Source organism: Actinomadura xylanilytica (genome assembly GCF_030283145.1).
GTDB lineage: Bacteria > Actinomycetota > Actinomycetes > Streptosporangiales > Streptosporangiaceae > Spirillospora > Spirillospora xylanilytica.
The window spans coordinates 1,474,507-1,487,081 of sequence record NZ_JASNWE010000001.1; the positions used below are offsets into that span (position 1 = coordinate 1,474,507).

General features: G+C 73.1%; 11 protein-coding genes. 10 read left to right on the top strand and 1 reads right to left on the bottom strand.

What is annotated here, in order from left to right:
- The first annotated feature begins 139 nt into the window (after positions 1–139).
- Entirely contained in the window at positions 140–1,327 is a 1,188-nt protein-coding gene (locus QP090_RS06855) for a cytochrome P450 (RefSeq protein WP_285937650.1), read from the top strand.
- A gap of 6 nt (positions 1,328–1,333) precedes the next feature.
- On the opposite strand, the gene QP090_RS06860 is transcribed toward QP090_RS06855, so the two are convergent.
- On the bottom strand, positions 1,334–1,648 hold the full coding sequence (locus QP090_RS06860; protein ID WP_285937651.1) for a hypothetical protein: 315 nt from the start codon (positions 1,646–1,648) through the stop codon (positions 1,334–1,336).
- A gap of 343 nt (positions 1,649–1,991) precedes the next feature.
- Here QP090_RS06860 and QP090_RS06865 point away from each other — a divergent pair, with 343 nt between their 5' ends.
- From QP090_RS06865 to QP090_RS06905, 9 genes are all read left to right on the top strand, one after another.
- Entirely contained in the window at positions 1,992–3,281 is a 1,290-nt protein-coding gene (locus QP090_RS06865) for a cytochrome P450 (protein ID WP_285937652.1), read from the top strand.
- Between the two features lie 74 nt (positions 3,282–3,355).
- Complete coding sequence (locus QP090_RS06870) at positions 3,356–4,516, top strand: steroid 3-ketoacyl-CoA thiolase (protein ID WP_285937653.1); 1,161 nt, start codon at positions 3,356–3,358, stop codon at positions 4,514–4,516.
- Between the two features lie 30 nt (positions 4,517–4,546).
- Complete coding sequence (locus QP090_RS06875; RefSeq protein ID WP_285937654.1) at positions 4,547–5,539, top strand: MBL fold metallo-hydrolase; 993 nt, start codon at positions 4,547–4,549, stop codon at positions 5,537–5,539.
- 163 nt (positions 5,540–5,702) lie between these two features.
- Positions 5,703–6,596: an SDR family NAD(P)-dependent oxidoreductase gene (locus QP090_RS06880; RefSeq protein WP_285937655.1), complete on the top strand. Its 894-nt coding sequence runs from the start codon at positions 5,703–5,705 to the stop codon at positions 6,594–6,596.
- A gap of 77 nt (positions 6,597–6,673) precedes the next feature.
- A complete protein-coding gene (locus QP090_RS06885; protein WP_285937656.1) occupies positions 6,674–7,927 on the top strand; it encodes a cytochrome P450 in 1,254 nt (417 codons plus the stop codon).
- 46 nt (positions 7,928–7,973) lie between these two features.
- Positions 7,974–9,206, top strand: a complete 1,233-nt coding sequence (locus QP090_RS06890; protein WP_285937657.1) for a cytochrome P450 — start codon at positions 7,974–7,976, stop codon at positions 9,204–9,206.
- Between the two features lie 28 nt (positions 9,207–9,234).
- On the top strand, positions 9,235–10,536 hold the full coding sequence (locus tag QP090_RS06895) for a glycosyltransferase family 4 protein (RefSeq protein WP_285937658.1): 1,302 nt from the start codon (positions 9,235–9,237) through the stop codon (positions 10,534–10,536).
- A 64-nt stretch (positions 10,537–10,600) separates the two neighbouring features.
- On the top strand, positions 10,601–11,365 hold the full coding sequence (locus tag QP090_RS06900) for a class I SAM-dependent methyltransferase (protein ID WP_285938596.1): 765 nt from the start codon (positions 10,601–10,603) through the stop codon (positions 11,363–11,365).
- A complete protein-coding gene (locus QP090_RS06905; protein WP_285937659.1) occupies positions 11,355–12,482 on the top strand; it encodes a prenyltransferase in 1,128 nt (375 codons plus the stop codon). The genes QP090_RS06900 and QP090_RS06905 overlap by 11 nt, the downstream gene beginning before the upstream one ends.
- The last annotated feature ends 93 nt before the right edge of the window (positions 12,483–12,575 follow it).

Here is a 12,575-nt window from a genome sequence, read left to right on the forward strand (position 1 = left end):
GAGCAGGCCCGCCCCGGACAGGGCGACCCTACGTAATCCAGACGGGTGTTGATACCTGAATGGTGGTGAGTACACCACTCATCCGCATTTGAGTCATTCGGGGGTTCCGGCCGCCCCGCCCTGGGACGAGAATCACCTGGTGACCAGGACAGAGATCAACGCGGCGGCCCGGCACGAGCGACGGCTCCTGTGGCGCGGCAACAGGGGCCTGTACGCGCTGCTGGAGGCGGCCCGGCACACCGGGCCGATCGTCCGGGTGCCGCGGCTCGGCTGGGTCGTGACCGACCCGGTGCTGGCCCGCCGGGTGCTCAACGACCACGCGCACTTCACGATGGCCGGCGAGGGCGGCGTCGGCCATCTGTGGACCCAGCTCTTCGGTGACGAGATGGCGCAGTTCTTCGGCGGCGCCCGGCACGCCGAGATCCGCACCCGGGCGCGCGACCTGTTCACCGAGGACAGCGCGCGGGCGCTGGTGGCGCGGTCCCAGGGACCGCACCACGAGGCGCTCGCCGCGCGGCTCGCCGCGGGCGTGACCGCCGACGTGGCCGATGCCGCCCGCGTCCTGGCCGGACGGCTGGTCGCCGACCTCCTCGGCCTCCCCGCGGACCGTCCCGACGCCGCCTACCGCGACGTCTTCGCGGCGGGCGAGCGGCTGGCCGGGCTCGCGATGGGCACGGCGGCCTCGACCGTGCTGGCCCCCGGGACCCTTGCCCGGGCCCGCGCCATCGTCACCGAGCTCACCACGGGCGTGGACGAGGGCTACCGCACCGCCGGGCCCGACACCCTCCTCGGCCGCTGCCGCGAGATGGACCTCGGCCTGCCGCTCACCCGCGGACTGGCCACGCTGCTGGTCATCGCGGGCACCGAGACCGGCGCGTCCGGCACCGTCCGGACCGCCGCGCTGCTGCACGACACCGGGCAGCAGCGGGCGCTGCTCGCGGACCCCGGGCTGATGGCGAACGCGGTGCGCGAGGGCCTGCGCGTCTCCACCCCCGCGCCGGTGATCGGCCGGCACGTGGCCGGCGACACCACCGTGGACGGGCGGACGCTCCGCGCGGGCGACCGGATCCTGCTGCTGACCTACCTGGCCACCAATGGCGCGGGCCCGTTCGACATCACCCGCGAGTACGTGCCCGAGACCCGGCAGTTGTGGTTCGGCGGCGGCCGGCACCTGTGCCTGGGCGCCGCGGTGGCCCGCACGCAGGTCGCCCGGATGCTGGAGACGCTGCTCGCCGCCGGCCGCCCGTACCGCGTGGTGTCGCGCCGGGCCTCGTCCCGCGTACTGGTACCCGCCTACGCGGAGCTGCGCGTACAGATCCCCAGGTGAAGCGGTCTAGGGCAGCGGGCCCGTGCCCGGCCCCGAGTTGAACCACCACAGCGCGGTGGAGATCGCCAGCAGCACCACGACACCGGCGGCCACCTTGACCACGGCCCTGGCGTGGTCCGGATCCCGCTGCCCCCGGACGGCTCCGCCGCCCGACCGCGGGCGCGTCCGCTGGGAGCGCCACCGCTTGCGCGCGCGGCGGGTGCGCCATCGCTGCGCCGGGCCGGGCGGGCGGGCCCGCTCGCGCGCGGACGGCTCCTTGAACGAGGCGCCCTTGACGAACTCCTCGTCGAAGGAGGGCGGCTGCTCCTGGTCTGGAAACATGCGAACGCTCCGGCGCGCGTGGGGAATGGACGCGAGGTAACGAGCAGGGTAAGGCCCATCGCGGCCTCCGCCGACCACCACCTGACTAGAACGCGTTTTAGCCAAACACCCCAGCCGGCGTGACGAAGCTCACGACCGTACCTCTTGAGTCCGGAAGCCTGCCATGAAAGCAGGGGCGGCCACCTGCATTTCACCTGATGAAAAGCCTGTGGATGGCACCATCGCCAAGCAAGCGCTTGAATAAGACGTGTGATTAGACTCGCGTCTCATTTACTCTTGCCGCCGCGGTGAAACGAGTTCTACGGTGAGGTCGATCCCCCACGCCGACCGGGAGGAGCGTGCCGTGACCACCGCACCCGAGACCGCGCCCGAGACCTTCGCCGAGATCCTCGCCGAACCCCCCGTCCCCGCCGACTTCGACTTCTCCAGCCCCGACCTGCTGGCCGAGCGGGTCCCGCTCGCCGAGTTCGCCGCGCTCCGCCGCACCGGGCGGCCCTGGTGGAACGCGCAGCCGCGCGGGCGCACCGGGTTCGACGACGACGGCTTCTGGGTGATCAGCAGGCACGCGCACATCAAGGAGGTCTCGCGCGACCACGAGCTGTTCTCCGCCAACGCCAACGGCTCGGTCATCCGGTTCAACGAGTCCTTCGGCGCCGAGGAACTCGACCTCCAGCGCGCGAGCCTGCTCCTGCACATGGACCCGCCGCAGCACGCCCGGCTGCGCCAGATCATCTCCCGCGGCTTCACCCCGCGCGTGATCAACGGCCTGCGCGGCGCGCTCCAGGAGCGGGCCGCGCGGATCGTCCACGAGGCGCGGCGCAAAGGCGGCGAGGGCGACTTCGTCACCGAGATCGCGGCCGAGCTGCCGCTCCAGGCGATCGCCGAGCTGATGGGCGTGCCGCAGCGGGACCGCCGCCGGCTGTTCGAGTGGTCCAACCAGATGCTCGGCTACGACGACCCCGAGTACGACGTGGACCCCGCGCTGGCCGCCGCCGAGATCATCGGCTACTCGATGGGCCTGGCCGAGGAGCGCCGCGGCTGCCCGGCGCACGACATCGTCACCAAGCTCGTGCAGGCCGACCTCCGCGGCGAGGCCGACGGGCGGGGGCTGACCGACGACGAGTTCGGCTACTTCATGATCCTTCTCGCGGTCGCCGGGAACGAGACCACCCGCAACGCGATCACGCTCGGCATGATGGCCTTCCTGGACGCCCCCGAGCAGTGGGAGCTTTTCAAGGCCGAGCGGCCGGAGAGCATGGCCGACGAGGTGGTCCGGTGGGCGACGCCGGTCACCGCGTTCCAGCGCACCGCCGTCCGCGACACCGAGCTCGGCGGGGTGCCGATCCGGGCGGGCGACCGGCTGGCCATGTACTACAGCTCGGCCAACTTCGACGAGGACGTCTTCGACCGTCCCGGGCGGTTCGACATCACCCGCTCGCCCAACCCGCACCTCGGCTTCGGCGGGACCGGGGCGCACTACTGCATCGGCGCGAACCTGGCCCGGCTGGAGATCGCGCTGATGTTCGACGCGATCGCCGACCAGATGCCGCGGATCGCCAGGGCGGGCGAGCCGCGCCGGCTCCGCTCGGCCTGGCTGAACGGGATCAAGGAGCTGCGGGTCCGCTACGCGTGAGCCGGGCGCCCCCTTCCACGCGAAATTAGAACACGTTACAGTCGAAGCTGAATCACGTTCTAGAAGGAGACCGCATGGGGACCCCCGTGATCGTCGAGGCGGTGCGCACGCCGCTCGGGAAGCGCAACGGCTGGCTGGCCGGCCTGAAGCCCCAGGCCGTCCTCGCGCACGCCCTCGGCGCGCTGCTGGACCGCGCCGCCCTCGACCCCGCCGAGGTGGAGCAGGTCTTCGCCGGCTGCGTGACGCAGGCGGGCGAGCAGGGCGGCCACGTCGGCCGGTACTCCTGGCTGTACGCGGGCCTGCCCTGGCAGACCGGGGTCACCACGATCGACGCCCAGTGCGGCTCCGCCCAGCAGGCCGTGCACCTGGCCGCCTCGCAGGTCGCGGCGGGCGTGGTGGACGTGGCGATCGGCTGCGGCGTCGAGGTGATGAGCCGGGCGCCGCTCGGCACCAACGTGCTGCCCGCCAACCCGCGGCCGGACGACTGGTCCATCGACATGCCGAACCAGTTCGAGGCCGCCGAGCGGATCGCGGCGCGGCGCGGCATCACCCGCGCCGACCTCGACGCGTTCGGCGCCCGCTCGCAGCAGCGCGCCGCCAAGGCGTGGGCCGACGGGCGGTTCGACCGCGAGATCGCCCCGATCGAGGCGCCCGTCCTGGACGCCGAGGGCGCCCCGACCGGCGAGACCCGCACCGTCACCCGCGACCAGGGCCTCCGCGAGACCACCGCCGAGGGGCTGGCGAAGCTGAAGGCGGTCCTGGGCCCCGAGGGCCGGCACACCGCCGGGACCTCCTCGCAGATCTCCGACGGCGCGTCCGCCGTCCTGGTGATGTCGCAGGAGCGGGCCGCCGCGCTCGGCCTGCGCCCGCGCGCCCGGATCGCGGCGCAGGCGCTGGTCGGCTCCGAGCCGTACTACCACCTGGACGGTCCCGTCCAGTCGACCGAGCGGGTGCTCGCGCGGGCCGGGATGGCGATGGGCGACATCGACATCACCGAGATCAACGAGGCGTTCGCCTCGGTCGTGCTGTCCTGGGCCTCAGTGCACGGGCCGGACATGGACCGGGTCAACGTGAACGGCGGCGCCATCGCGCTCGGCCACCCGGTCGGCGCCACCGGCGCGCGGCTGATCACCACCGCGCTGCACGAGCTGGAGCGCCGGGACGCCGGGACCGCGCTGGTCACCATGTGCTGCGGCGGCGCCCTGTCGTCGGCCACCGTCCTCGAGAAGATCTGACCGCCGACGACCGACCACCGAGGAGCGCGCGTGCGACCTGAGCCGGAGGACCTCGGGGGAGGGATCTGGAGCGTTCCCGTCCCCATCCCGGGGAACCCCCTCGCCTACACGCTGGTGTACGCGCTGGAGACGCCGGACGGCCCGGTGCTGGTCGACGCGGGCTGGCACCACGACGACGCCTGGGCCGCGCTGCGCGACGGGCTCGCCTCGTTCGGGCTGGACGTGGCGGGCGTGCGCGGCGTGGTGGTCACCCACTTCCATCCCGACCACGCGGGCCTCGCCGGCCGGGTGCGGGAGGCGTCCGGCGCGTGGATCGCCATGCACCGGGCCGATGCCGAGATCGTCCAGATGTTCCACGACGCGGTCGCCACCGACGCCGGCCGGACCTGGGAGGGCGGCGCGCTGCGCCGCGCCGGGGCGAGCGCCGGCGAGCTGGCGGACTTCGCCGAGCGCGAGCACGTCGAGCCGCCCGCCCGGCCCGACCGCGAGCTGGCCGACGGCGACCTGGTCGACCTGCCCGGCCGCAAGCTCCGGGTGATCTGGACGCCGGGCCACTCCCCCGGGCACATCTGCCTGCACCTGGAGGACGGCGACCGGATCTTCACCGGCGACCACGTGCTGCCCCGGATCACCCCGCACATCGGGCTCTACCCCTACGACCTGCCGGACGTGGACCCGCTCGGCGACTTCCTCGGCTCGCTCGGCCGGGTCGCTGCGATGACCGTCGGCGAGGTGCTGCCCGCGCACCAGTACCGCTTCACCGGCCTCACCGAGCGGGCCCAGGCGATCATCGGGCACCACGAGGAGCGGCTGGAGGAGATCACCGCGCTGCTGTCCGCGCGGCCCGGCACGCTCTGGGAGCTCACCGCCGGGCTGAGCTGGCGGCACCCGTGGGAGTCGATGGAGCTGGGCTCGCGCCGGATGGCCGCGGGCGAGGCCGCCGCGCACCTGCGCACCCTCGAACGCCGCGGCGTGGCCCGCCGCGACGGCGACGGCGACCCGCTCCGCTTCGCGCTGCGCTGACCGCGGCGTGACCCCCCGGCCGCACGGGGTCACGCCGCCGTGCGACCCATGTCACTCCCGCGTCTAGACCCTTGATGAGACTCCAGTCTCATGTTAGAACGTGTTCTACGTATTAACCAAGCAAGCGCTCAGTCATCACGCTCGTCGGTTCGGAGGCACGGCAGTGAACGACCAGGATGTGAGCCTCTCGGGCAAGGTCGCCGTCATCACCGGCGCCGGCCAGGGCCTCGGCCGGGCCGAGGCCCTGGCGCTGGCCGCCGCCGGCGCCCGCGTCGTGCTGAACGACCTGCCCGGCGACGCCGTGCACGCGGTGGCCGAGGAGGTCGCCGCGGCCGGCGGCGAGGCGGCCGTGCACCCCGGCGACGTCGCCGACTGGGCGACCGGGGAGGGCCTGGTCAAGACCGCGCTCACCGAGTTCGGCGGGCTGGACGTGGTGGTGAACAACGCCGGCTTCACCCGCGACCGGATGCTCTTCAACATGGCCGAGGACGACTGGGACGCGGTCGTCCGGGTGCACCTCAAGGGCCACTTCGTCACCTCGCGGCACGCCGCCGCGCACTGGCGGGCCAGGTCCAAGGCGACCGGCGGCCCGGTGTACGGCCGGATCGTCAACACCGCGTCGGAGGCGTTCCTGCTGGGCGCCGCGGGCCAGCCGAACTACGCCGCCGCCAAGGGCGGCATCGCCGCCCTCACCGTCTCGACCGCCCAGGCGTGCGGGCGGTACGGGGTGCGGGTCAACGCGATCTGCCCGCGCGCCCGCACGAACATGACCGCGGGCGTGTTCGGCCCCGCCCCCGGGGACGGCCCCGACCCGCTCTCGGTGGACCACGTGGCCCCCCTCGTCGCCTACCTCGCCGCGCCCGCCGCCGACCAGGTCACCGGCCAGGTCTTCGTCGTCTACGGCGGGCGGGTCGGGGTGATGGCCCCGCCTTCGGTCGCCCACCAGGTGCGGACCGACGGCGTCTGGACCGCCGCCGGGCTCGCCGAGGCCCTCGGCCCGCCCCTGTCGACCGGGACGGCGGGCTTCAGCGCCGCCGGCGCGCTCGCCTTCGACTGATCCCCGACGCCCGTCCCGCCCCGTCCGCCCGTCCGCCCCCCGCCCCGGCACGAACCGGCACGAAGGAGATCTCGACGATGCAGCAGGCCACGGCCCCGGAGACCGCGCCCGGGATCGACGTCATCGACCCCGGCGTCTACGAGCTCGGCGGGATCCCGCACGAGCAGTTCAAGTGGCTGCGCGACAACGACCCGGTGCACTGGCACGCCGACCCGAACGACGGCGTGCCGGGTTTCTGGGCGGTCACCCGGCACGAGGACGTGATCCGCGTGTCCCGGCGGCCCGAGCTGTTCTCCTCGCACACTCGGACCGCGATGTTCGAGGAGTTCAAGGACGAGGACATCGCCCTGTACGGGATGATGATGCTCTTCCAGGACCCGCCGGACCACACCAAGCTGCGCAGCATGGTCAACAAGGGCTTCACGCCCCGGATGATCAAGCGGCTGGAGGACCACATCCGCGGGATCTGCAACCGGCTGATCGACGAGGCGGCCACCCTCGGCGAGTGCGACTTCGTCGAGCACTTCGCGGCGCCGCTGCCGCTCTACACCATCTGCGAGCTGCTCGGCGCACCGCTGGAGGACCGCGAGAAGATCTTCAACTGGTCCAACAAGCTGGTCGCCTTCAACGACCCCGACTACGTCGGCGGCCGGGCCGAGTCCGAGCAGTTCGCCGCCGAGTTCATGGGCTGGGCCGCCGAGCTGGCGGCCGAGCGGGAGAGCGCGCCGCGCGACGACATCGTGACCAAGCTGCTCGCGCCGGACGAGAACGGCGACCGGATCAGCATCGAGGAGTTCCAGCTCTTCGTGGTGATGCTGTCGATCGCCGGGAACGAGACCACCCGGACCGCCACCGCGGGCGGCATGCAGGCGCTCTTCGAGCGGCCCGAGCAGTGGGAGCGGCTGAAGGCCGACCGGAGCCTGCTGCCCACCGCGGTGGAGGAGATCGTCCGCTGGGTGAGCCCGATCAACCTGTTCCGCCGCACCGCCGTCCAGGACACCGAGCTGGGCGGCAAGCAGATCAAGCGGGGCGACAAGGTCGTGCTGTTCTACGGCTCGGCCAACCGCGACGAGCGGGTCTTCGCCGACCCCTACGGCTTCGACGTCGGACGGGACCCCAACCCGCACATCGGGTTCGGCGGCGGCGGCCCGCACTTCTGCCTGGGCACCCACCTCGCCCGGATGAACCTGAACATCATCTTCGAGACGATCCTGGACCGGATGCCCGACATCCGCCCGGCCGGAACCGCCCGCAGGCTGCGTTCCAACTTCGTGAACGGGCTGAAGGAGCTGCCCGTAGGCTTCACCCCCTCGGCGCCCCGGAGGGACTGACCGTCCGGACAGTCTCCGGCACCCGCCCGACGAGGAGGTTGCGGCGATGACCACCCCCGACATCGAACTGGCCGATCCCCGCGTGTACGAGCGCGGCGGCATTCCGCACGAGCAGCTCGCCTGGCTGCGCGAGCACGACCCCGTCCACCGCCACCACGGCGACCCCGGGCGCGGCAACCCGCCGTTCTGGGCGGTCACCCGGCACGCGGACGTCGTCCACGTGTCCCGCCACCCCGAGCTCTTCTCCTCCCACGCGCGGCTCGCGCTGTTCGACGAGCCCGCCGAGGACCATCTCGCGCTCCAGCGGATGATGATGCTCAACCAGGACCCGCCCGAGCACACGCGCAAGCGGGGCATCGTCAACCGGGGCTTCACGCCCCGCGCGATCGGCGCCCTGGAGGCGCACATCCGGGAGATCTGCCGGCGGCTGGTCGCCGAGGCGATGGAGCGGGGGGACGAGGCCGACTTCGTCCGCGACCTGGCCGCCCCGCTCCCGCTGTATGTGATCTGCGAGCTGCTCGGCGCCCCGCCGGAGGACCGCGAGAAGATCTTCAACTGGTCCAACACCCTGATCGGCGGGGACGACCCGGAGTTCCAGCGCACGCCCGAGGAGGGGCAGGCCGCCGCGGCCGAGCTGTACTCCTACGCCAACGTGCTGGCCGCCGACCGGCGGGAGAACCCGCGCGACGACATCGTCACCCGGCTGCTCCGGCCGGACGCCGGGGGCGAGGTGCTCAGCGGCGACGAGTTCGAGCTGTTCATCATGCTGCTGTCGGTGGCCGGCAACGAGACCACCCGCAACGCCGCGTCCGGCGGGATGCTGGCGCTGCTGGAGCATCCCGGGCAGTGGGCCCGGCTGCGCGCCGACCCGGCGCTCGTCCGGACCGCGGCCGACGAGATCGTCCGCTGGGTGACACCGGTGAACCTGTTCCGGCGCACCGCCACGCGCGACACCGAGCTCGGCGGCAGGACGATCGCCGAGGGCGACAAGGTGGTGGTCTTCTACAGCTCCGCCAACCGCGACGCGTCGGTCTTCGCCGATCCGTACGCCTTCGATGTCGGCCGCGACCCCAACCCCCACCTGGGCTTCGGCGGCGGAGGCCCGCATTTCTGCCTCGGTGCCCATCTGGCCCGTCTCGAGCTTCTTGTGCTTTTCGAAACACTTTTGGACACAATGCCCAATATTGAACTCACCGGTAACGTACGCAGGCTAAGGTCTAGTTTCATCAACGGTCTCAAGGGAATGCCGGTGCGCCTGCGCCCGGCGTCCCGCGACTGACGGGAGTGGTGCGTGGGCAGGGGCTGGCGTGGGTGAGGCAGCGGGGCCGTCGGACGATCCGTTGCGGGTGGCGCTGCTCTCCTATCGGAGCAAGCCGCACTGCGGCGGCCAGGGCGTCTACCTCAGGCATCTGAGCCGCGAACTGGCCGATCTCGGGCACTCGGTGGAGATCCTGTCCGGCCAGCCCTACCCGGAGCTGGACCGCGACGGGATCGTCCTCACCAAGATCCCCAGCCTGGACCTGTACCGGGACGAGGACCCGTTCCGCACCCCGCGGCTCGGCGAGTTCCGCGACTGGGTCGACGTCCTGGAGTTCGCGCACATGAAGACCGGCGGCTTCCCCGAGCCGCTGACCTTCAGCCTGCGGGTGCTGCGCGAGCTCAAGCGGCGCCGCCGCGACTTCGACGTCGCGCACGACAACCAGGTCCTCGGCCTCGGCAACCTCGGCATCGCCAGGCTCGGGCTGCCGCTGGTCACCAGCATCCACCACCCGATCAGCGTCGACCGGCGGATCGAACTGGAGGCCGCGCGGGGCGTCAAGGAGCGCCTCGGCAAGCGCCGCTGGTACGGGTTCGTCGGCATGCAGGCCCAGGTCTCCCGGCGGATCGGCCCGGTGCTCACCGTGTCGGACTCCTCCAAGGTCGACATCGTCAAGGACTTCAAGGTCGACCCGCGCGACATCGAGATCCTGCCGCTCGGCGTCGACACCCGGGTCTTCCACCCGCGCGGCACCGCCGCCGAGCGGGTGCCCGGCCGGATCGTCGCGATGGCCAGCGCGGACGCGCCGATCAAGGGCGTCGACGTGCTGCTGCGCGCGGTCGCCAAGGTCGCCACCGAGCGCGACGTGCACGTCATCGTGGTCAGCCGGCCGCAGAAGGACGGGCCCACCGAGAAGCTGGTGCGCGAGCTCGCGCTCGGCGAGCGGGTCCGGTTCGTCAGCGGCGTCGGCGACGACGAGCTGGGCGAGCTGCTCGCCTCCGCCGAGGTGGCCGTCGTGCCGTCCCGGTACGAGGGGTTCTCGCTGCCGGCCGTCGAGCACATGGCGTCCGGCACCCCGCTGGTCGCCAGCCGGGCCGGCGCGCTGCCCGAGGTCGTCGGCGACGCCGCGGCCATGGTCGAGCCCGGCGACGTGGAGGAGCTGGCCGCGACGCTGCGGCGGCTGCACGACTCCACCGAGCTGCGCGCGGAGCTCGGGGCCGCCGGCCTCGCCCGCGTGCACGAGCGCTTCGCCTGGCCGGCCGTGGCGCAGGCCACGGTCGAGCACTACCGCGCCGCCATCGCCCAGCAGCGGTACCTGCGGCTGGCCGCGGCCGGTGCGCGCAAGCGATAGGCGCATGAGATAGGCGCATGAGGGACGCTTCTCCGAGCGTCCCCGGTACGGAAGGAGCACGACCCTGCTGACCGTGGATTTCCAGCGGTTCCGCGTCCAACCCGGAGAACGCGTCCTCGACATGGGATGCGGCGCCGGGCGGCACGCCTTCGAGCTGTACCGCAGGGGTGCGAACGTGGTCGCCTTCGACCTCGACGCGGACGAGCTGGCCGGCGTCGAGAAGATGTTCGGCGCGATGCGGCTCGAAGGCGAGGTCCCGGAGGGCGCGACCGCCGGCACCGTCAAGGGGGACGCGCTCGCCCTGCCGTTCCCCGACGACCACTTCGACAAGATCGTCGCGTCCGAGGTGCTGGAGCACATCCCCGACGACATGCGCGCGATGGGCGAGCTGCTGCGGGTGCTGCGCCCCGGCGGGCGGCTGGCCGTCACGGTGCCGAGCTGGCTGCCCGAGCGGGTCTGCTGGGCGCTGTCGGAGGACTACCACACCGCCCCCGGCGGGCACGTGCGCATCTACACCCGCGCCGAGCTGGAGGCCAAGCTCAAGGCCACCGGCTTCCGGGTGAACGGGCACCACCACGCGCACGGGCTGCACGCCCCGTACTGGTGGATCAAGTGCGCGGTCGGCGTCGACAACGACGGCAACCCGCTCGCGAAGGCCTACCACCAGGTGCTGGTCTGGGACATCATGAAGCGCCCGCTCGCGACCCGGCTCGCCGAGCGGGTGATGAACCCGCTGATCGGCAAGAGCGTGGTCGTCTACTTCACCAAGCCCCCCGCGGCCGGCGGCACGCCGTCCGCGCCGGCCAAGGAGACGGCGGATGCGGTCTGAGGCCGCCCTGCCCTCGGTGCCGGGCGTGCTGACCGCGGGCGAGGTCGCCGCGACCGCGCAGAGCATCGTCGCCCAGCAGGAGGAGTCGGGCGCGATCCCGTGGTTCTCCCCCACCGGCGGGGTGCCCGGCCACGTGGACGCCTGGAACCACGTCGAGGCCGCGATGGCGCTGACGGTGGCGGGCCGCCGGGCCGAGTCCCGGCGCGCGTACGCGTGGCTGCGCGGCGCCCAGCGGCCGGACGGCTCGTGGCCGGCCAAGTGGGTGCTGGGCGAGGTCACCGAGCCGGGCGGCGAGTCCAACCATGCCGCCTACGTCGCGGTGGGCGTGTGGCACGAGCTGCTGATGACCGGCGACGAGCGGTTCGCCCGGGAGATGTGGCCGACCGTCCGGCGGGCGATCGACTTCACCCTGGGCCTCCAGACCCGGCGCGGCGAGATCCTGTGGATCCGGCACCAGGACGAGGGGCCGGCCGACCACGCGCTGCTCACCGGCTGCTCGTCGATCCACCAGTCGCTGCGCTGCGCGGTGGCGCTCGGCGAGCACCTCGGCGAGCCGCAGCCCGAATGGGAGCTGGCCGCCGACCAGCTCGGCCACGTGGTGGCCGTGCACGCCGAGGCGTTCGCCGACAAGGGCCGCTTCTCGATGGACTGGTACTACCCGGTGCTCGGCGGCCCGGTGCGCGGCGAGGCCGCCGCCCGCCGGCTGGAGGCCGGGTGGGACACCTTCGTGGTGCCGGAGCTCGGCTGCCGCTGCGTGTCCGACCAGCCGTGGGTCACCGCGGCCGAGAGCTGCGAGCTGGTGATGGCGCTGGACGCGGCGGGCGACCGCGACCGGGCGCTGGAGGTGTTCGCCTCCATCGGGCACCTGCGGCACGAGGACGGCTCCTACTGGACGGGCTGGCAGTTCGAGAACCGGCGGCACTTCCCGGGGGACCGTTCCACCTACACGGCGGCGGCGGTGATCCTCGCGGCCGACGTGCTCGACGGGGCCTCGCCGGGCGCCGGGCTGTTCAAGGAGATCGCGGGACGGCCGCTCGGCCCGTCCGCGGCGTCCGACCCGATCGCGTGCGGCTGCGCTCTGGTCCCGCTGGCCAACCCCGTGCGCACCCGCCTGTAGCGGCGGGCCGCCCTCGGGTGGAGCGGGGTGCCGCCCTCCGGTCATGAAGGGCGGCACGCCCGCTCCGGGCCGGGTCTGAGCCGGGCCGGGCCA

Coding starts and splice junctions, on each gene's coding strand:
- QP090_RS06905 (WP_285937659.1), top strand. CDS start 11,355: ATGCGGTCTGAGGCCGCCCTGCCCTCGGTGCCGGGCGTGCTGACCGCG.
- QP090_RS06870 (WP_285937653.1), top strand. CDS start 3,356: ATGGGGACCCCCGTGATCGTCGAGGCGGTGCGCACGCCGCTCGGGAAG.
- QP090_RS06860 (WP_285937651.1), bottom strand. CDS start 1,648: ATGTTTCCAGACCAGGAGCAGCCGCCCTCCTTCGACGAGGAGTTCGTC.
- QP090_RS06885 (WP_285937656.1), top strand. CDS start 6,674: ATGCAGCAGGCCACGGCCCCGGAGACCGCGCCCGGGATCGACGTCATC.
- QP090_RS06890 (WP_285937657.1), top strand. CDS start 7,974: ATGACCACCCCCGACATCGAACTGGCCGATCCCCGCGTGTACGAGCGC.